Genomic DNA, 20,397 nt, shown 5'->3' with positions numbered 1-20,397 from the left:
AGAGGATCGACGATTCACAGAGGAGGAATGAAGTATTGAAGCTCTGGGAAAGGAACCGGCGGAGCAGGCCCGCTGAACCGGAAGCGGCAGGCGCTGCGGGAGAAGCAGGAGGCTTGCGAAGGAGCCGCGATCATAGGGGGAGGCTGCGCCGCTCCGGGGAAGCGGTGGCCGCGCTGCTGTCGCTTGTATTCGCCATGGCGGCGCTGACCGGCGCGCATTGGTGGAGCGCAGCCGACCCCGGCCGGGCGAATATGACGCTGCTGCGCTTCAGCTCCTGGCTGCCGAATGGGCTGCGCATCGGCCCATATGGCGGCAAAGAGCTGATTGCGCTGGTCGTGTGGCTCGGCAGTTGGGCGCTCATGGTGCTGCTGTTCGGGCGGCGGCGTGTTGCGCTGAAGCCGTGGGCGTACGTTTTTGCAGCCTGCGTGTTTATACTATTGCTGCTCTTGTGGCCTCCGGTGTATCACCGGATTTACGGCTGGCCTGCGTAAGGGGGACGACATGACGAATAAATATGCAATGACCATGCTGTTGTCGCTGCTTATCGTCGTTATGGCGGCGACGCTAGGGTGGTCTAGACCGCCGATTCAAGGCATCGTGGAACGGGAAGCGTCCGCAGATCCTCTGTGGACAGCCGGCTACATCGGCGGGCCGGCCAGCGGCGATTTGTCCGAGCTGCTCGAACGGCTGCCGCAGCTGTCTCTGGTGGCTGGACCGGCGCCGGCTGCCGCCGCAGATCGCATGGGGAAGCCATGGCCGCGCCATTATTTTCCCGTGCCGGCCGCCGGCGGAGCCGCGTCGGATGACGCGGCGCGGTTCCCGCATATCCCGGAAGACCAGCTTCCGGGATACGGCCGCAGCGCCTACTTCGTCGATTTCGGCGCAGCGCGCTTCTGGTTCATGAATGCGGCGAGGCTCGCTTCGGAACCCGAGGCGCAGCTTGAATGGCTGAAACGGACGGCCGCAGCCGATTCACGGGCGCACCGGATCGTGCTGCTCGCCAGTGAGCCGGCGCAGCCGGAAGTTTGGCAGGGGCTAGCGGACAGCGGCGTCGATCTGGTGCTGATCGGCCCGCGCCTGTACGTGCCCGAGTCTGCGGTAACGGAGCGGCCAGCGACTGGTTACCGCAGCTCCGCCCGCCGCGGTTGGGCGGAGTGGACCGTGAGCGGGGGCGATTCGCCGCCCCTGCTCACGATCGAAGGCCGCGGCAGCCGCCTCGCGGCCGCGGTGTACGGCGAAGCCGGCCGACAGGCGGGCCGGCTGGCGCTTGACGCCGCCGGGCTGCGCCATACGGCGGCGGTGCAGGAGCGGGCGCCGGTAGCCATCGGCGCCACGTGGCACTACCGCGCGGGCAGCGCTGAGGTGCGCGCCGCGATCCCGCCGCAGCTCGACCCTGCGGGCGAGCGGCCGATCGAGGGGCGATTCACGCTGCCGCCCAGCGATTGGCGCAGTCCGGCGTATGACGACGCGGACTGGACATGGGGTTCCGCGCCGTTCGGGCGTACGCGAAGCGGCGCGGAGCGCAGCGGCATTCGCACGGCGCTGCCCGCCACGCCGGCATCGCCGGCGTATTACTTCCGCAAGACGTTCGTCTTGGAGGAAGATCCGGCAGCATATACCGATTGGCAGCTTCATGTTGCGTTCGAAGACGGCTTTATCGCATATATCAACGGCACGGAAGTAGCGCGGGATTCGATTCGCGAAGGATTGGTCGACTACCGTTCTCTCGCTTCGCCCCATGAGCATGCGGGCTTCGAATCGTTCTCGCTGAACGGCCACAAGGACGTGCTGGTTCAAGGCGTCAATACGATCGCAGTGCAAGTGCATGGAAGTCACCCGGATTCGCCGGAATTCCGGTTCGACGCCAGCTTGTCCGGCGCAATCACGTTGAAGGGGGAAGCGGCGCCATGAAGAACGTTCCGATGAAGGTCCAGAAGAGCTTCCGGAAGAGCGTCATGGAGACGAAGCAGGGGATTATTGCGCAGATCAAGCGGCTGCTGACCCCGGCAGGGATCGTCGCGGTGCTCCTTCTGTCCGCTTGCTCCGCATCAGGCTCGTCCGAGTCCGGCGACCCCGGACTGATGGTCAAGCTGTCGTTCAGCCCGAATCATGTCATGGTGGATAACGGAAATGATTTTGTATGGAAGGGCGTCAGCGTGGAGTTAAACGGAACATACCGTTATGCGGCCGAAGTATTGCCGAGGGGAGCGAGCAGCATACCGTTCAGCGAATTTCGGGACGAGGCAGGCAATGCGTTCGAACGGCGGCTGAGCGTGCCGCACCGGATGACGCTGCGGGTGAAGGAAGGGTTCGGCGGAAAGCCGGGGACGTGGCAATGGTAAGAGGCATTCTTACGTTTGCTTTTCTGCGTCCCTCGTTGTCAATTAACGAAGCGGTTAGGCACAATCGCCAGTAAACCGTGTCGTCGTCTCATATAACACGCATACGGAGACTTCGCCAGTAGAAGCCGGGTGCCCTAGACGTGCATCCGGCCTTATCGTTTATCTCCATTACGTATGCTGTCTGAGCAAGCTTCGAAACTCGCCATCCGCCTCCCCGATCCCTTCCTCTGGCGCCTAGCCGTTCACGCCTTTCTTTCGGCCCTTCGCCGCTGCGGTATTTTTTCGGCCCCGGGATCATCTCTTGTACGATGTTTCGTTTAGGCTGTTCCGTTTTTTCATGCGGCATTGTCGGTTCGCGCATCCGTTTTTTGCACCGTTCCACGGCGATACGGAACGGTTTGTCGCCATGCCAGCGAAATGATTAACGACGTGAAACTTTCAGCAAGCTTTAAGTTTCATTTCATCTACGTTTCACAAAAGGCATGTATCCTTAAGAAGCCATTAACAGATTGTCATGTCGGGAGGTACGTCGCCAGTGAATAAAAAAAAGACCGCAATTATACTTATCGCTGCATTGATCGCCGCAGGGGGAGGTACTACGGTTTATTACATGCAGAATTCGAAAAATACGAAAAAAGCAGCAAGCAACGTACAACAGACGACAGTGAAAGTAACGAAGGGGAATATTCGCTCCACCATTACCGGTACTTCCCAACTGGAAGCGCAGCAGGTGCAAATGATCGTGCCGCCGAAGGAAGGCATCATCAAGGCGATCAATCTTAGCCGGAATCAGACCGTGAAGGAAGGCGACCTGCTGCTGGAGCTCTCGGACTCCACGCTTACCGAAAAGCTCGATACGGCAAGGCAGACGCTGAACCAGTATCAGACGGATCTTCAAGATTTATTATCCCAGCAAAGCTCGCTCAGGACGGTCGCGCCGCAGAGCGGAAAATTGATTTTGTCCACGAATATTAGTGAAGGCGCGTCTGTATCGAAAACGACGAAGGTTGCCACGATTGCCGACCCGAGCGTACTGCTCGTTACGCTGCCGTTCATTCAGGAAGAGGCGGCGCAAATCAAGGCGGGCGATACGATCGAGTTGACCGTCGACGGCTTCTTGCTCAACAAGACGGGGACCGTGGAATCGGTATCGGTAGGGAGCAAATCCGATGCCAAGGGGAACAGGCTGGCCGATGTCAATGTTCGCGTGGACAATGACGGTACAATGGACGCCGAGCTTATGGTGCAGGGCAGCATTACGGCAAACGGGCTCAAGATTCAGTCCACCGGCAAGGCGAAGCTTCAATATAAAACGACGACGACGGTGTTCGCGAACGCAAGCGGGACGATCAACAAGCTCGAAATCAAGGAAAACCGCGATGTGCAGGCCGGCGAGCTGATCGGAACGATCGTGAACGACAGCTTGTCCAAGGACATTACGAACAAAAAGCAGCAAATTGAACAGCAGACCAAATCGATCCAAGATATGGAAGAACAGGTTCAGAATTTGAAGGTATATGCTCCGTTTGACGGCGTATTCTCCACCGACTTCGCCGATCCGAAGAAGAACGTGCTCACCTCTTATCCGGTCGGAACGACGATCAAGAGCGATGTCAAGCTGGGTGCGGTAGCCAGTTTGGACACGCTGCAGCTGCCGATCAGTGTTGACGAGCTGGATTTGACGAAGATCAAGGTTGGGCAAAAGGCGGAAATTCGCGTCGACGCGATATCCGGTAAAACATACCAGGGCGAGGTTACGCAAGTATCTACCGTCGGCACGACCTCCAACGGCGTCAGCTCATACACGGTTGTGCTCAGCTTGAAAAGCAGCCCCGAGCTGAAATACGGCATGACGGCCAGCGCAGACATTATCATCGAAGACAAGCGCGGCGTGCTCCAGCTTCCAACACAAGCCGTACAGACAAGATCCGGTAAACGAACGGTGACGATCAAGAAAGAAGACGGCACGACGGAGCAGAAGGAAGTCAAAGTCGGTTCCAATAACAGTACGATGGTGGAGATCACCGAGGGATTGAGCGAAGGCGATCAGGTTGTCATTCAAGGGACATCCAGACAGTCCAATCTGACCCAGCAGCAGGCGGATCAAATGCGTCAGCAGTTCCAGCAGGGACGAGGCGGCGCAAGCGGTGGCGGCGGTGGCGGAGGAGTAATGATGTTCCCCGCCGGCGGTGGCGGCGGAAACCGATAATGCCGGAGAAGGGGGAACTCGGTTATGAGCTTGATGGAGCTTAAAAATATCGTGAAAAGTTTCAAGCGCGGCTCGGAAGAGCTGCAAATATTGAAGGGGATCAACCTCACCGTCGAGCAAGGCGAATTTATCGCAATCGTAGGGCCCAGCGGCTCCGGCAAGTCGACGCTGATGAATACGATCGGTCTGCTCGACGTGCCTACCTCCGGCTCTTACATACTCGATGGCGTGGCGACGGAGAAGCTGCGGGATGATCAGATGGCGGAAGTGCGCAACCGAAAAATCGGTTTTATATTCCAGCAGTTTAATTTGCTGCCGAGATTGACCGCGATTGAAAATGTGGAGCTGCCGATGATCTATGCCGGCATGTCGAAGAAGGAACGCCGGGAGCGCGGCATGCTGACGCTGGAAAATCTCGGTATGGGTAAACGGTCCCATCACCGCCCGAGCGAGCTGTCCGGGGGACAGCAGCAGCGTGTCGCCATCGCCAGGGCACTTGCGATCGGACCGGCGATTCTGCTCGCCGACGAACCGACCGGCGCGCTGGACTCATCGACAGGCAAAGAAGTGCTCGAGCTGATGATCCAGTTGAACGCATCGGGCAACACGATCATCTTGATTACGCACGATCTGCACATTGCCGATCATGCGAAGCGGGTTGTGACGATCCGTGACGGCCTTATCATCGGAGACAAGCGGAATGACACCGTACCGTCGGCTGATTTGACGGAGGTGCACGCATGAGAGCGTCTGAATTAATGAGCATGGCGCTCAAAACGGTGACGGGCAACTGGATGAGGACGTTGCTCACCATGCTCGGCGTCATTATCGGGGTCGCCTCCGTCGTCACGCTGGTGTCGATCGGACGGGGCACTTCCGCTCAAATCGAGAAGCAATACGAAAATCTTGGCACGAACTTGCTGACGGTCAACATCCTCGGCCAAGGGAGAGCTACCCAACTGGATTACGATGAAGTGATGGAAATCGAACAGCTGCCGGAGTTCAATTACATCGCGCCGGCCGTCACCTCTTCGAGCAACGTGAAGTATGACCGGACGCAGGAGTCGTATTCGATTATCGGGACGAATGACCGCTACGCCTCCATTACGAAAAATCAGGTGGCGTCAGGAAGATTTTTGTCCGAATCCGATCTCAGCTTCCGCACGAATGTCGCTGTTCTCGGAAGCACCGTCGTAACGGAACTGTTCGGTCAGACGGACCCGATTGACAAGAAAGTAAATATTAAAGGTTTTGAGTACACGGTCATCGGCACGCTGAAAGCAAAAGGCAGCAGCGGCATGGGCGGCGGGTCGGTCGACGAAGCGATCATCGTCCCGTTGCCGACAGCACAGCGCCAGCTCGGCATGGGCAACATCCGCACGACGTATATCGAAGCGTCGAGCAAGGACCAGATTACACAAGCGCAAACGACATTCACCAGCTATTTGACTTATAAATTCAAAAGCAGCAACGGGTTCCGTATCTTGAATCAGGACTCGCTGGTGGAAGCGCGAAAAGAAGCTTCCAGCACATTGACAGGCCAGCTCGTCGCCGTCGCCTGCATCTCGCTTCTTGTAGGCGGCATCGGCATCATGAACATTATGCTGGTTACGGTGACGGAACGGACCAGAGAGATCGGAATACGGAAGTCGATCGGCGCCAAACGGAGAAATATATTGATGCAGTTTCTGGTGGAGGCCGTCGTAATCAGCGGGCTCGGCGGATTAATCGGGCTCATGCTCGGTATCGGACTTTCGCTGGCATGGCCGCATTTCAACGCGAAGCAGCTTACCGTCATCTCGTGGGATATTAGTTTTTACGCCTTTCTGTTCTCGGTGGGCGTAGGCATCATATTCGGCCTTTATCCGGCCAACAAGGCTTCCAAGCTGCGTCCGATCGACGCGCTGCGCACGGATTGAACCCATATGCAAGCACGAGAGGACATACTTAAGGAGGTACTCCCATTGAATCTGGAACCAATGAAACGCACACATAACCGAAAGAAATATCCGGCCATTGCCCTTGTGTTCACTTTACTGTGCATGCTCGCGTACAATTTTGCTCCCGGCGTGACGTATGCCGGCAAGGAGGGCGTGTTCCTGAACGGCTCCGCCTACTTTACGCTGGAGGAAGTTGCCTTGTCCAAAGGAACGGACAGCCAGTCGATGCAGTTCCGCGTTATGCTGAATAACGACAGCGACGCGGCGCTGGACTTCAACAGCTACGGCGTGAAGGTATTGACGACCGACGGCCGAAGCTACTACGCGAGCCTCAGCGAGAAGGCGGATGCCATCGTCCAGCCGGGCGCCGCGAAGTCTTATGCTTTTATCGCGAAGCTGGCCCCGGGACTCACTTCGGATGAACTGATGGTCGACTTCTTCGACCGCAGCCGCGGGAATGCGGATATCGGTGCGCTGTCGGTGCAAAAGGCAATATCGTTTCAGCAAAACGACCATCAATTCGTGTTCAACTTGTCCGATGCCGACACAACCTACACGGGCAATACGTTCGTAGCCGTGCAGGCGGTGAAAGGATTCGTCATTCCTAGCGATAATCAGTGGAAAGTAACGCTGCAGACCAAAGTGAAGGTGTCGGGAACGGACAACAACTGGAACCCGTCCAACCTGAACTATGCGCTCAATGTAGGCGGCGGCAAAACATTCCCGTTGAAAGCTTCGACGGTGGAAAGCTCACAGGCGGACGGAGCGATTACGACCGATCTGCTGCTTACGGCGACTTTGGAAACGCAGCCTGAGCTGGATAAACTTACGCTGGATATGAACAAGAATGACGCCTCGGTCACGAACCTTGGCAAAATCGCGCTCGGATCGATGTTCCAGTACGTAAAACTCGGCGAAAAAGGGCTGTTTGACAGCATCGGCAAGCAGGGCGTCTCGATTGCCGTCACGAAAGCGGAGGAAATCAACCAGTCCGGCAAACGTCAAGCGCTCGTTACTGCAGTGCTGCACAACGAAGGCAAACGGACGATCGCCAATCCGGTGCTGACGGGCATACTCGTCGCCAAGGAGCAGGCCATCGCGCTGTCTACGGAAACCGTGGTAGATAAAGATAAATATACGGTGGCGGGCAATACCGCAACGTATCAGTTTATCGTGGAGCTGCCGGATGAGGTGGTATCCGGCACGTACGAGTTTTTCGTATCGGAGTCGAAGTCGGCGCAATCGTCGAATTCGTCTTCCGGATCGGGGACGACGGGTACCGGCTCGAGCACGAGTACGGGGACGTCTTCCGGCAGCTCGAGCTCCAGCTCCAGCACCAGTTCGAACACGAGCTCCAACTCCAGCTCGAACAGCAGTACCCAGTCGAACACGACGACAACGGCGAGCGGCGTTCCGGTCATTGCCGTCGATCTGGACGCAGGACTTACGGCCGGCAGCGGTCTCGCATCGGCGGGTGATTACGAAATCGGCCAGCTGATGTCGTTTACGCCGGGCAATACGACCATCGATTCGAATCTGGAAGTATCGCTGGTGGAATTGACTTCGCATACGAACGCGCAGAACGGCTACCAAACGGTAGTGGCCAAGTTCAAATTCCTGAACAACAGCACCAAGACGCTGGATCTGCCGAATTTCGCCACGGAGCTGCAGGATGCGGCAGGCACTTCCTATCCCGGCGCGAGACAGACAACGGTGCTGCAGCAGCTTATCCCGCAGTCGGCGTACGTATATAGCTATTCTTATTTGATGCCGCCATCGGCGAAAGGCACGTTCAAGCTGAGCATTATGGAGGAAACGAGCTCGAACAAGCTGAAGCTGCCGATTGCAGCCTACCAGGTTGCCGTCCATTCGGCGGATGAGGATACGCCTCTGATGTCGGGTAAAGTATCGCTTTATCCATACACTGTCAACATCATGAACTGGGACTTGGCGACTTACTATTCAGGCGGCAAATATTCGTATAAGCTGCGGATGAACCTGGACATTGCCAAAGACCCGAAAGTGCTTGTAGACGATTCGTTCTCTACACTGGAGTTCGAGCTTGTCGATAAGGATAACCGGGTGCTCGGAGGCATGACCCAAACGCTTCAAGGCACGAACAAGCTGGTGAACGGGATCCAGACGTTCGACTTCACAGATATCAAGTCGGATCAGTTCAGCTACCCGATCACCGTGAACGTATACGAAACGATGCAGACGGCAACAGGAACGGCCAAGCGCCTTGTGACCAAGCTGCAGCAATAATGGCATAACCGATAAGAGCGGGATCAAACGATGCCCGCTCTTATTTTTTTATGCAAATCGCGGGTCAACCCGTTTACTTCCAGGGCATGTCGTGGTACGTTCGTTTTTATGTAAGAGATTCGGGGGTGCAATGGAATGAATCCTAAGCCAGCTGGGAAAAAGTGGAGCGCACTGTCGGAGCTGTTCACCGTATCGGCAAAGCTGGGTCTCACCTCATTCGGCGGGCCGGTCGCTCATCTGGGCTATTTTCACGAGGAATATGTCGTCCGCCGCCGCTGGCTCGGCGAACGGGATTACGCGGATCTTGTGGCGCTGTGCCAATTTCTCCCCGGACCGTCGAGCAGCCAGGTCGGGATCGGGGTCGGCTTGCTTCGCGCAGGTTTACTGGGGGGCGTGACGGCATGGCTCGGCTTTACGCTGCCCTCCGTTGTGGCGTTGGTTGTTTTTGCTTATTTGATTCAGGGCTGGGGCATCGCAGAGGCCGGCTGGGTACACGGCTTGAAGCTGGTAGCGGTCGCTATCGTCGCGCAGGCTGTATGGGGGATGAGTCAGAAGCTTGCGGCAGGGCCGTCCCGGGGGGCGATCGCTCTAGGAACGGCGGCTGCTGCGCTGCTCTGGCAAACGGCGTTCAGCCAAGCGCTGCTCATCGCGCTCGCCGGTATGATCGGCGTCGTACTGTATAAGAACCGCAGCGAGGCGCCGGTCGCAGCGCCGCCGGTAACGGTCAGCCCATCGATCGCTATCGCCTGTCTTGCGTTGTTCGCGCTGCTGCTGGCCGGGCTGCCGCTCGCTGTACAGTGGGGAGCGCCCGAAGGGATTCGGCTATTCGACAGCTTTTACCGTTCCGGTTCGCTCGTTTTCGGAGGAGGGCACGTCGTGCTTCCGCTGCTTGAGCGGGAAGTCGTGCCGGCTGGCTGGGTGACGAAGGAGCAGTTTTTGGCAGGGTATGGCGCCGCGCAAGCGGTCCCGGGACCGCTCTTTACGTTTGCGGCTTATTTGGGTGCGGTCGCCGGAGGCTTGACCGGCGCATTGATCGCCACGGCGGCGATTTTTTTGCCGGCGTTTCTGCTCGTTGTCGGTGCACTCCCGTTTTGGAGCGCCTGGAGGGGCAATCCGCGCATCCAGGGGGCATTAATCGGCGTGAATGCAGCCGTAGTCGGCATTTTGCTTGCCGCTTTGTATCAGCCGATATGGGTCGGCGCCGTATCGCGGCCGGTCGATGTTGCGCTTGTGCTGCTGATGTACGGCATGTTGACGCTATGGAAACTTCCGCCCTGGGTCGTCGTGCTTGTCGGAGCGGCAGGCGGCGCGCTGGCCGGTTAAGATTTCTTTTTGCGCAGAAGCGCTCCGATCGCACCGATGATTTCGGAGAAGATGATGATGACGGACAAGGCTGCCAGACAATAAGGCACAATGATCGGGATTGCCCGCAGGTCCGTCATGTGCACCCATTTCAGGAAGAGCGGGTACAGCAGCAGAAGGATCACAAACACCGTTATTTTCCATTTCATGAGGTCCATCCCCTTACGCTCGCAGCAGCGCAGGCAGGTTCCGTGCTCGCCTTGCTTGCTGCGTCATGCCGTCATTATATCAAATATCCGCTGCGGATATCGATCCGCTGTTCATCGGTCTTCGTTTGGCGCCGCCTAACGCACCCTCTGCTTCGCGCAGAGGGTATTTTTTTTCATAGCGAGAGCCTTTCGAGGAAAAAATAGCCGCGTACCGCATCTTCGAAAGGAGGATTTTATTCTGATGAAAATGTTGCGGCCCGTCATTTGGGCGCTATTATGCACGATGCTGCTTGGCGGCTTTGGCGCGCCGGCGCATGCCGGTTCCGAGCCGGAGGCGCTGAAAGCGGCCTTTATTCGGGACGGCGATCTTTGGGTGAAGCAGGGCGAAGAGGAGCGGAGGCTGACGAACGAAGGCCGGGCATCCAGTCCGAAATGGTCGCATGACGGCGAATTTATCGCGTATACGGAAGGGGAGGACGAGCAGCGGGAGCTGCGAATATATTCGCTCCGTGCGAATCAGCCGCTTTCCGTGTACCGCGGCGCGGGCTATCATTACGAATGGGCGCCGGACCGGAACACGATTGCCTTTCAGATCGATCGGGTGCTGAACACGTCCGACATTCGAATAGACGCTGCAGAGCCTTTTGTCAACGTTTCACTGGGCGTCGGCAACTTCTCCTGGCTTCCCGACGGCAGCGGCTTTCTCGTCTCCGCGGACGCGCAGCTGCTTCCAACCGGCTGGACCGGGGTGAAGCTGTACAAAGTTCCTGCCGACGCGAAGCTCGACCGGAAACGAATGAAGCTGCTCTTTTCGCTCCCACCGGAGAACGACGATTTTTTTGCGGTGTCGACGAGCAGGTTCAAATGGTCGTCCGACCGCAAATGGATCGCCTTCATCGCCGAACCGACCGCTTCGTGGTCGGCCGACAGCAACACGCTCTGCCTGCTGTCATCCGACGCTCGCGTCTTTCATACGGCCGGACATATGCTGCGCAACGAGCAGTGGTTCAAGTGGGCTCCCAAACGCAGTGAGCTCGCTTATATCGAAGGAGAGGGACGTATCGCGACTCAGAACAAACGGCTGCGAATCAAGGTGCTGCCGTCGTTTCTTCCGCAAAGCTATACGCCCAAAGGCTCGGTCGACCGCGGCTTGACTTGGGTGGACGACCGTACGATTGTCGTCTCCCGCTCGGCCGAGAGCGAGTGGAACAACGATCCGAAGCTGCGGCCGCTGCCTTCGCTGTACCGGGTCGATACGTCGGTCAAGAGTGCGGCCGGCCAGGCGCAAAGCCAGGTGAAGCTGACATCGCCTCCCGTGAATACGGGCGATTTCGACCCGCAATATTTGCCCGGCGCCGGGCGGCTCACGTGGGTCCGATCGGACCGGCAGCACGGAGAAGTATGGACAGCCCGTGCGGACGGTTCCGAAGCGAAGCGTTACATTGCCCGGATCGGCGGCGGCGACGGGTACTATGAATCGTGGAGCTGGGAATCGGTGCTCGCCTGGTACGAACCGGCCATCCATACGCGGCGTACGGCGGCGGGCATTGCGGAGGGAGCGGTGCCCGATTATGCGAAGTGGGGGCGCCTGGCCGTGAAAGAAACGGCTGACCGGTATAAGGGCGCCAAAATTAAGGATTATCGCTATATCGGGCGCCGCAAACCAGGGACCGGCATCACGGAAGAGCAGTTCAAGCTGTGGCTTGCGCAAGATAACCGCGAATTCGGTGTATTCGTCCATATTCGTTTTGAAACATCGACAGAGAAGGTCATTTCGGTGAAGTTTCGCGAATCGGCACATTGATGCGCTTCGCTGCGGATGACTGTATCCTCATGGCTGCGCCATTGCGATACAGTCATACCGGGCGGAGGTCAGGCTTCCGCCGCAGAGCCGAAGCGCTCGGCGTGCGGGGGAACGCCTTAAACCCGGTCATCGCTTCGAACCCTATAGTAGAGGTCAAATGCAGTTGCGGAGGGAAATGGGATGCGGTTCGTCACCAAAACGAGGCTGGATTATTTGAGATCATTGATCGAATCGATAGGCAGCGGCCCGAAAGAGCGCGAGGCGCTGCATCTGCTGGAGTCGATTGCGAGGGATATTGAGGAAAATTACGCGGAAATCGAACGGCCGATCCGTCTGGATAGACGCAGCTTTAATGAAGACCGATAACACGCAGGCACAAACTGCCTCCGAATGAAATACATTAATTTCCAATAAAAAGTGGCGAGGATCCGGCATGTCAGATTTTCGGTAAGTACGTTAAGCTTATTGATGTAAGCGCTTTTTCGAATTGTATCTTTTCGCTGGAGAAGGGAGGGCGGCGCTGCCGATCTATGATTGGAATGCTGCTATAAGCTGCAAACAGGGTTGCGAGGAGGCGTTATTGCGAAGCAAACTTGAAGACCGCCATTGGCCGATCTCCGATGTCCGCGATGGGATGAGGCACGGTTCGGCATGGCCCGAACCCAACGAGGGAGGATATCCATGATTAGAAAAGGATCGTTTGCGATTGTACTTATGCTGCTGTTCAGTTTCATCGCCATGCCGCTCTGGCACGTCGCGCCGGCGGCGTATGCGGCGACGAAGACGGTTCCGGCAGGGGATCTGGCCACGCTGCGAAGCTACTTGTCCAGTGCGCAGCCGGGCGATATTATCGAAGTTTCGGGGACGTTTACGGTGTCGAACGGGACGATCGCCACGAGCGTTAACGGGACCGCCGGCAATTACATCACGATCCGCGGCACGGGCAGCGGAGCCACGTTTAACTTCACCGCCTCCGCAGGGAACGCCGCTTTTCATGTCAAACACCATTATTACAAGCTGGAAAACCTCACGATCAACTCCAATTCGCAATCGAACAAAGGGCTGCTCATCGAAGCGTCTCACGGTTATGTAACGAACGTTACGGTCAAAAACACGCTGGCCGAAGGGTTTAAAATCCGCAAGAACGCCCAATATTGGCTGTTCAGCGACAGCACGGCGCAAAACACCGGGCAAAGCGGGAAATTCGGCGAAGGCTTCTATGTCGGCGACGCCGACCAAAACTGGACGACGGCTCCGAATCCGGATCAAAGCGGCTACATCACGTTCCTGCGCTGCAGCGCCATTCAAACGAAAAACGACGGCTTCGACTTTAAGGAAGGCACCCACCACATTAAAGTTGTAAGCAGTACGGTCGATTTTCAAAATACGGTGCCGGAATCGACGGTCGGCAACAACGGACTGTTCATGCGTGCGAACAATGTCCAGGTTATCGATACGACCGTCAAGAATAATGCGGGGACAGGCCAGGCGTTCCGCACAAGCAAAATAACGGCGTCCGACGGCATTGCATACGGAAGCAATCTGGAGTTTAAGGGCGTAACGGGGAACAATTTGGCGGGAGCCATGATCTATACGAATTATACCTCGAACAAACTGTTTACCGATTACACGATGACCGGCGTCTCCGGAGGTTTATACGCTTCGGGCTCCAATACGGCGACTTCCTCGAGCCCTTCTTCGTTCACGGAAATGACATGGAGCGGCGAAGGCGGCTCGGTGTACGCCACATCGGTCAACCTGGTGCTGAACAAATCGGCCTCCGCGTCCACAGAGTGGAGCGCTACATATGCCGCGGCCAAAGCGGTGGACGGCTCGACGGGCACGAGATGGGCCTCGGCATCGGGAACGAGCGGCGGGCAATGGCTGCGCATCGATTTCGGATCGAACCAGACCTACGGTAAAGTCGTCATCAAGGAAACGTCGTTCCCCAATATTACGTCGTTCAAGCTCCAGTCTTCGAATGACGGGACGACGTTTACCGATATCACGAGCGGCACGACCATCGGCGCATCGAAGACGATTACGTTTTCGCCGGTAGCATCGCGGTACATTCGCCTGTATGTCAATTCGGCTTCCGATGAAGCGAATGTGAATGAATTCGAAGTGTATTCCAATTAATTCGTTCCTGCTGGGCCGACGAGGCATTCCGCCGTCGTCGGCTTTTGGTGTTAACGCTTATGTCTTGTAGAGTCGGCTTGTTTCCGATATGCTTAAGATTACAAACAGGATGACCTGAATGCGAGGTGCAACGATTTCCGTATGGAAAAGAAACGGGGCCGCAAACATTTTCGCGAGCGGCTGGAAGAAATGATACATACGCTTAGAGAAGACATTATATCCGGCAAATTGGCGATCGATACGTATTTGCCGTCGGAGAGCGACCTGGAAAGCCGGTTTCAGCTCAGCAACAGCTCCGTCCGCAAAGGGCTGGAGGTTCTGGTGCAGGAAAGCTTGATCGTGAAAATTCCCCGGGTCGGCAACCGGGTAACGAGCCCGGCGCCCGAGCAAGTAACGACGATCCGATTCGGATACCAGAACAATGCCGGCAACCAGATCGGCATGGACGAGCTGCTGGAGCAATTTCATAAGCGGTACCCGCACGTGCAAGTGCAGCCGCTGGAACTGCCGACGAGCCGTTACGGGCACGCAATCATGGAATATATGGAAGCGGAAATGCTCGATGTCGTCATGATCAACAACAATAACTTCGAAGATTTCGTGGAGAACGACAGCACGTCGCTGCTTGAGCCGCTGCCCGTCCTGGATGAATATTATCCGTTTTTGACGGAGCCATTCCGGTCGGGCGGCGAGACGCTGGTGCAGCCGTTCATTTTTTCGCCGGTCATCTTATGCTACAACCGCGACCACTTTCGGGAGATGAAGGTGCCGGAGCCGGACAGCAGCTGGACCTGGATGGAGCTGTTCCGGCAGGCCAGCAAGCTGGCGGTCAAGAACGAGCGGTTCGGATTTTATTTTCATTTGCCGTCTAGAAACCGCTGGCCCGTATTTATGCTGCAAACCGGCGACTCCTTCGCCCCGGGGACCGACGGCAAATACGTCATGTGCGGGACGAAGCTGGTCGACGGGCTGGAAATGTGCCGGGAGCTGATCACGCAAACGGATATATTCCCGATGGTGCTGTCGGAGAGCAACGCCGATGTGGAGGCGCTGTTTTTGGAAGGAAAAGTATCGGTCATTATGACGACGTATTTTTTCCTCAACGAGCTGAGGAAGGCGAAGCCGTCATTCGATGTGGCTCCGCTGCCCGGATTTGTCAATTCCAACACGCTGCTTGTGATCAGCGGACTGGCCGTGAACAGCAAGTCGCGGCACAAGGAAGCGTCGCACCTGCTCGTGCAGTTTTTGGCCTCGTACGAAACGCAGCTGCATATTCGCCGGACGACGCTCAACATTCCAGCGCATCGTCTCGTGTCCGAGTGGCAGGGCGAAGAGCAAATATACCGTCCGTCCCGCTTTTTCATGTATCGTGAAATTATTCCGACGTTCCGCCTTATCCAGGACCTCGGGCTGCAAAACCGGCAGCTCAAAGATATTCAACGCGAAGTGCTGCTCTATATTTCCGGCTTTTTGGAAAGCGACGCCTTTTGCAAAAACGTGGAGACCGTGCTGAACAAAAAAAGAACGGCACCGGCGGTCCTCAGCTAAATAAGCGTCAAACCAGCGGCGATACGCTTCCGGCAGGAGCGATCGTCTTTTTGGTGCAGTCCTCTTACTTACCCCGTTACTGACTCGTAAAATATCGAAATTCATATTGACTACGCTTTCAAGCGTGGGTTATAGTTATTTATGAGTTAGATACGAGTCAATAAAGAGGGGATGATTTACAATGAAACTCAACAAATGGTCTGCCGTCGTATCGGTTATGCTGCTCGCCTCATCGCTCGCCGCGTGCAGCGGCGGCGGAAAATCACCCGGCAGTCCGCAGGGCAGCGCCGCAGACAAAGGCGGCGACGCGGCAAAGAAAGTCAGCGAGACTCCTGCGGAATTAACATTCTACGTAACGGTCAACGGCTGGACGGATCAGAAGTTCATGGAATCGTACGGCGACATGATCAAGAAAAAGTTCCCCAACTATACGCTGAAGTTTATTCCGCAGGAAGGACCGCAAACGCTTCCAAGCATGATTACGGCTGGACAAAATATTGATATTATGATCAGCTCGATCGGGTTGACTTCCAATTTCCTGCTCGCCTACGACATGCAGTACGACATCACTGAGCTGACCAAAAAATACAATTACGACTTGTCGAGGCTGGAGCCGTCGACGATCGAAATTCAGAAGCAGCTGGCCGGCGGCGGCATGTACGGATTGCCCGTCAACACGACTTCGGCAGCGCTGTTCTACAACAAAAGCTTGTTCGATAAATTCGGCGTGCCTTACCCGAAGGAAGGGATGACGTGGGACGAAACCTATGAGCTGGCGAAGCAGCTTACCCGCAGCGATGGGGGGCAGTCGTACAAAGGCTTGACGATGTCGGTGCAGCATCTGATGCTGCTCAACCAGCTGTCCGCGCCTCACATCGACGACAAGTCGTATAAGGCGATGTTCACGTCGGATAACTTCAAGCAGGCGTTCGACAACCTGGCCCGCTTCTATAAAATTTCCGGCAACGGGCTCGTGGGCAACAAATACAGCCAGGCCAGCCAGCTCGATCCTTTCTACAAAGAGCAGAATGTCGCCATGTACGCATCTTTGAGCACGACGGCCAATACGCTCAAAGATACGATGAACTGGGATATGGTCCAGCTGCCGGTATTTAAAGACAAACCGGGCGTCGGCCCGCAGTCGTATCCGAACTACTTCTATATATCCAAAGGCAGCAAAAATAAAGACGCGGCATTCCAGGTGCTTGCGTACATTACATCGGATGAGTTCCAGGAGTTTACCGTCAAGAGCGGCAACTCGTCCATCCTGAAGGACGGCAGCAAGATGGCCGCAAGCTTTGGCGCGGGTCAGCCGTATTTGAAAGGGAAAAACATCAAATCGTATCTTCCCGCCAAATTCGCGGCGCCGACGGTTAAGACGCAGTATCAAGCGATTGCGGATAAAGAAATGCTCGCCGCCTTGGTCGAAGTCGCCGGAGGCAAAGATGTGAATACGGCGCTGCGCGAAGCTGCGGAACGGGCGGATAAAGCGATTGCCGCGGAGCAGAAAAAATAAATAAAACGGATCGGTGGAGGGGTAACCATGATTGTAAACAATGTACTGTTTCATAACGTTTCGGAGCTGGAGCGCCGGGAGCATCTTCCGGGACTTCGGCTGCAGCGCTTCCCGAAAGCGGTGCGCGAAGGGCTCGGAGATAAAGGAAGGACGAGGGCGGTACAGTCCAATAACTGCGAAATCCGGTTCGCGACGGATGCCCGGACCGTCCGGGTCACGCTGTCCTCCGTGGAATCCGGCGGCAAGCTTTGGGTGTTCAAGGGCGATTTCTTCCATTCGGCGCACCAACTGCAGGCCGGGGCGATGCAAACGATCACGCTGGAAAAACCGGAACGGTTCGCGGAGGTAGCTCCCGAGCGCCTGCATAATCGGGCATTCAGCCCGAACGTGTGGCGCATTTTCTTCGAACGGTTCGGCGCCGTCTTCCATGATATCGATGCATTCGGCCATGAGGTCCGGCCCCCGGCAGCGTCGGAGCTGCCGAAGCTGAAGTTTGTCGCTTACGGCTCTTCCATCACGCAGGGAGCGGGCGCTGTCAGCCACTACAACGGCTACGTGCAGCAGGCTGCCCGCAGGCTCGAAGCCGACGTGCTGAATTTGGGCCTCAGCGGCTCCTGCCTGTGCGAGCAGGCAGTGGCCGACCATATCGCTTCGCGGGGCGACTGGGATTTCGCTTTTCTCGAAATCGGCGTTAATATGCGCTCGGTGTTCACGGTGGAACAGTTCGAAATCCGGGCTTCCTATTTGCTGGACCAGGTGATTGCGCTCAATCCTTCCAAGCCGGTGTTTTTGACGACGATTTACCCGAATCGCGCCACCTACTTCAATGAATCGAAGCACGCGCTTACCGATCACGAGAAACGTTATAACGATGTGCTGCGCAATTACGCGGCGGCCAAAGCGCATCCGCAGCTGCATCTGGTGGAGGGAGCGGATATTTTGACCGATTTCACGGCGCTGACCAGCGATTTGATCCATCCGTCCGATTACGGGCACATGCTGATGGGAGAGCGACTGGCCGGGATTATGCGGCCTATAGCCGAACAACTGAGAGCACAACGCGAACAAGGGGAGCTATAGGATGAACATTCGACATAAAGTTGCCCGTTATTCCTGGGCGCAAGAAAGCTTGAAGCGGCTTCAAGCGGAGCTGGAGCCGGTGATGGCGGAACAGGCGCGCATTCCGGAGGAGCCGGGAGGCTGGTGGCATCAATACGTTTGTCCCGAGCACCATACGGAGCTATTGTTTGACGACAAAGAGGACGATGCGCAGCAATACCGCTGCCCGAAGGGCTGCACGCTGACGGGCGAGCCTTATCGCGGCGCTTGGCTCGTCATGAAGCATCAGTCGCTGGTGCGGCTTGCGCTGCAAGCGGCGGCTGTCTACGCAGGTACGGGGGAGGCGCGGTATGCCGACTGGAGCGCGAGCGTGCTGCATCGCTACGCGCAGCAGTATCCGAGCTATCCGGTTCATCCCGATGCCGAGCCGTGGATGCTGAAAGGACGCGCGTTCCATCAGGCGCTGACGGAAGCGATCTGGGCGACGACGTTCATTCGCGCCTATCTGCTGCTTGCGGATCACGGGCATAGCCCGGACAACGGAGACGGCTCGTTACCGACGTTCTTCCAGCTGCTGGAGGACAATATGCGCAGCGCCCGGAAGGTGCTCGTCGTCGACCGGCAAAGCCCGCAGAGCAACTACACCGCATGGCTCAATGCCGCGCTGGCAAGCATTTATGCGGCGACCGGCGACCAGGAGCGCATGGCTGAGCTGGTTCGGGACGGTGAAGCAGGCTTTATTCGTCACTTGACGATCGGTGTCAAAGCGGATCAGCTGGAGTATGAGGGAACGCTGTATTACCATATTTTCGTGCTGAGGGCTTACTGGATTACGGCGGAAATGGCGCTTCGGCAGGGCATCGACCTTGCCGAAGCGCAAGGCGCGCAAGGGCAATCGCTTCGCGGCATGCTGGATGCGGCGGCGCTGCTTGCGGACGACAGCGGCTTTTTGCCGGCGCTTCATGACGGGCCTTACCGGCGGGGGCCGTATGCCCGCGAAATCGTCGAAGTGTATGAAGCGGGCATGAGCCGGTTCGGCTGCCAGGCGTACGAGCGGGTGCTGTCCGAAGCGTACCGGCAGCTGAACGGTGCGCCGGAGCGGACAGGGCTGGAACCTTTACTCTACGGCGATGGCGAATGGAGCGAGGCAAGCGCAAGGCCGGCCCGTTCATCCGTCCTGTTCCAGGAGTCGGGCATTGCCGTCGGCAGAGGGAAGGACGGTCTGGCGTTCTGCGCCGACTTCGGCTCGCACGGAGGCTCGCACGGGCACTACGACAAGCTGCATCTGTCGCTGGAGTACGGCGGTGTGCAGGTGGCGCCGGATATGGGTATGGTGCCTTACGGCTCGGCGATGCGCAAGCAATGGTATGCCGCGACGGCGAGCCACAACACCGTCCTGGTCGGCGGCTTGTCGCAGCTTGCGCATGAAGGGGAGTGCGTCCGGTTCGAAGAGACGGACAGCTCGACCTATTGCCGGATGCGGAGCGCCGGAGCTTATGAGGGCTGCGAGATGAACCGGCATTTGCTGCTTGCGGACGGAATGCTGTTCGACTGGTTCCAAGTGAAGCTGATGGAGGCGAATACGATCGATTGGTGGATGCACAGCCGCCAGCTCGAACCGCAAGAGGGTACACAGTGGACGAAGGCGGAAGGTCCTTTAAGCGACAGCGGACCGTATGGCTACGTCCGTGTCCATTCAGCGTATAACGGCGAGGCTGGCGAGCCGTGCCATACGCGGATGAGCGGCGAAGCGGGCGGGGCTGTCGCGTTGTCGACACTTGTGTTTCCTTCTTCGCAACTGCGGCTTGCCCATGTCCCCGGCACGGCGGAGGACCCGGCGTTGCCGTACGCCGGATTGCTGCACCGGCAAACGGGAATGCATGCCGATTTTGTAACGGTATATGCAGCCGGTTCGCAGCCGGCTGATCTGATCTGGCTCGGGCAGGACGCGGCAGGCAAGCAGGCGGTTCAAGTGAACGCCGGCGGCGCGTCCCGGGTATATACGCTCCATTCCGATTCGGACGGCGGGGCATTGTCCGTCGCCGTGATGCCGAGGTGAATCGT

16 protein-coding genes are annotated in these 20,397 nt (G+C 57.2%); 15 read left to right on the top strand and 1 reads right to left on the bottom strand.

What is annotated here, in order from left to right; all coding sequences use genetic code 11:
• Positions 1-35: 35 nt before the first annotated feature.
• From KXG62_RS10330 to chrA, 8 genes are all read left to right on the top strand, one after another.
• A complete protein-coding gene (locus KXG62_RS10330) occupies positions 36-491 on the top strand; it encodes a hypothetical protein (protein WP_246627383.1) in 456 nt (151 codons plus the stop codon).
• 10 nt (positions 492-501) lie between these two features.
• Positions 502-1,911 carry a hypothetical protein gene (locus tag KXG62_RS10325; RefSeq protein WP_218091874.1) on the top strand — a complete coding sequence of 470 codons (1,410 nt, stop codon included), beginning with the start codon at positions 502-504 and terminating at the stop codon, positions 1,909-1,911.
• A complete protein-coding gene (locus tag KXG62_RS10320) occupies positions 1,908-2,342 on the top strand; it encodes a hypothetical protein (RefSeq protein ID WP_218091873.1) in 435 nt (144 codons plus the stop codon). Before KXG62_RS10325 ends, KXG62_RS10320 begins: the two co-directional genes overlap by 4 nt.
• A 535-nt stretch (positions 2,343-2,877) precedes the next feature.
• A complete protein-coding gene (locus KXG62_RS10315; protein ID WP_246627382.1) occupies positions 2,878-4,551 on the top strand; it encodes an efflux RND transporter periplasmic adaptor subunit in 1,674 nt (557 codons plus the stop codon).
• Between the two features lie 24 nt (positions 4,552-4,575).
• Positions 4,576-5,295, top strand: a complete 720-nt coding sequence (locus tag KXG62_RS10310) for an ABC transporter ATP-binding protein (protein WP_281426721.1) — start codon at positions 4,576-4,578, stop codon at positions 5,293-5,295.
• The gene (locus KXG62_RS10305) at positions 5,292-6,470 is read left to right on the top strand and encodes an ABC transporter permease (RefSeq protein WP_218091871.1); all 1,179 of its coding nucleotides are present in this window, start codon (positions 5,292-5,294) and stop codon (positions 6,468-6,470) included. The genes KXG62_RS10310 and KXG62_RS10305 overlap by 4 nt, the downstream gene beginning before the upstream one ends.
• Positions 6,471-6,515: 45 nt before the next feature.
• Positions 6,516-8,756: a hypothetical protein gene (locus KXG62_RS10300; RefSeq protein WP_218091870.1), complete on the top strand. Its 2,241-nt coding sequence runs from the start codon at positions 6,516-6,518 to the stop codon at positions 8,754-8,756.
• Between the two features lie 135 nt (positions 8,757-8,891).
• On the top strand, positions 8,892-10,079 hold the full coding sequence (chrA, locus tag KXG62_RS10295; protein WP_218091869.1) for a chromate efflux transporter: 1,188 nt from the start codon (positions 8,892-8,894) through the stop codon (positions 10,077-10,079).
• Here the strand turns inward: chrA and KXG62_RS10290 are convergent.
• On the bottom strand, positions 10,076-10,267 hold the full coding sequence (locus KXG62_RS10290; RefSeq protein WP_218091868.1) for a hypothetical protein: 192 nt from the start codon (positions 10,265-10,267) through the stop codon (positions 10,076-10,078). The two genes, chrA and KXG62_RS10290, sit on opposite strands and share 4 nt — an antisense overlap.
• A gap of 241 nt (positions 10,268-10,508) precedes the next feature.
• On the opposite strand from KXG62_RS10290, the gene KXG62_RS10285 reads away from it, so the two are divergent.
• The 7 genes from KXG62_RS10285 (at position 10,509) to KXG62_RS10255 (ending at position 20,392) form a co-directional block, all read left to right on the top strand.
• Positions 10,509-12,071 (top strand): DUF3889 domain-containing protein, encoded by a 1,563-nt coding sequence (locus KXG62_RS10285; RefSeq protein WP_218091867.1) that lies wholly within the window; start codon positions 10,509-10,511, stop codon positions 12,069-12,071.
• Between the two features lie 180 nt (positions 12,072-12,251).
• The gene (locus tag KXG62_RS10280; RefSeq protein ID WP_218091866.1) at positions 12,252-12,437 is read left to right on the top strand and encodes a hypothetical protein; all 186 of its coding nucleotides are present in this window, start codon (positions 12,252-12,254) and stop codon (positions 12,435-12,437) included.
• 315 nt (positions 12,438-12,752) lie between these two features.
• A complete protein-coding gene (locus KXG62_RS10275; RefSeq protein ID WP_218091865.1) occupies positions 12,753-14,210 on the top strand; it encodes a discoidin domain-containing protein in 1,458 nt (485 codons plus the stop codon).
• Between the two features lie 141 nt (positions 14,211-14,351).
• Entirely contained in the window at positions 14,352-15,758 is a 1,407-nt protein-coding gene (locus KXG62_RS10270; protein WP_218091864.1) for an extracellular solute-binding protein, read from the top strand.
• Positions 15,759-15,939: 181 nt separating this feature from the next.
• Positions 15,940-17,274 (top strand): ABC transporter substrate-binding protein, encoded by a 1,335-nt coding sequence (locus KXG62_RS10265; RefSeq protein ID WP_218091863.1) that lies wholly within the window; start codon positions 15,940-15,942, stop codon positions 17,272-17,274.
• Positions 17,275-17,301: 27 nt separating this feature from the next.
• Entirely contained in the window at positions 17,302-18,354 is a 1,053-nt protein-coding gene (locus KXG62_RS10260) for an SGNH/GDSL hydrolase family protein (RefSeq protein WP_218091862.1), read from the top strand.
• A gap of 1 nt (position 18,355) precedes the next feature.
• On the top strand, positions 18,356-20,392 hold the full coding sequence (locus tag KXG62_RS10255) for a heparinase II/III domain-containing protein (RefSeq protein ID WP_218091861.1): 2,037 nt from the start codon (positions 18,356-18,358) through the stop codon (positions 20,390-20,392).
• Positions 20,393-20,397 lie beyond the last annotated feature (5 nt).

This window comes from Paenibacillus solanacearum, from assembly GCF_910593845.1.
Lineage (GTDB): Bacteria > Bacillota > Bacilli > Paenibacillales > NBRC-103111 > Paenibacillus_G > Paenibacillus_G solanacearum.
This window is presented reverse-complemented; position numbering and strand designations above follow the sequence as displayed.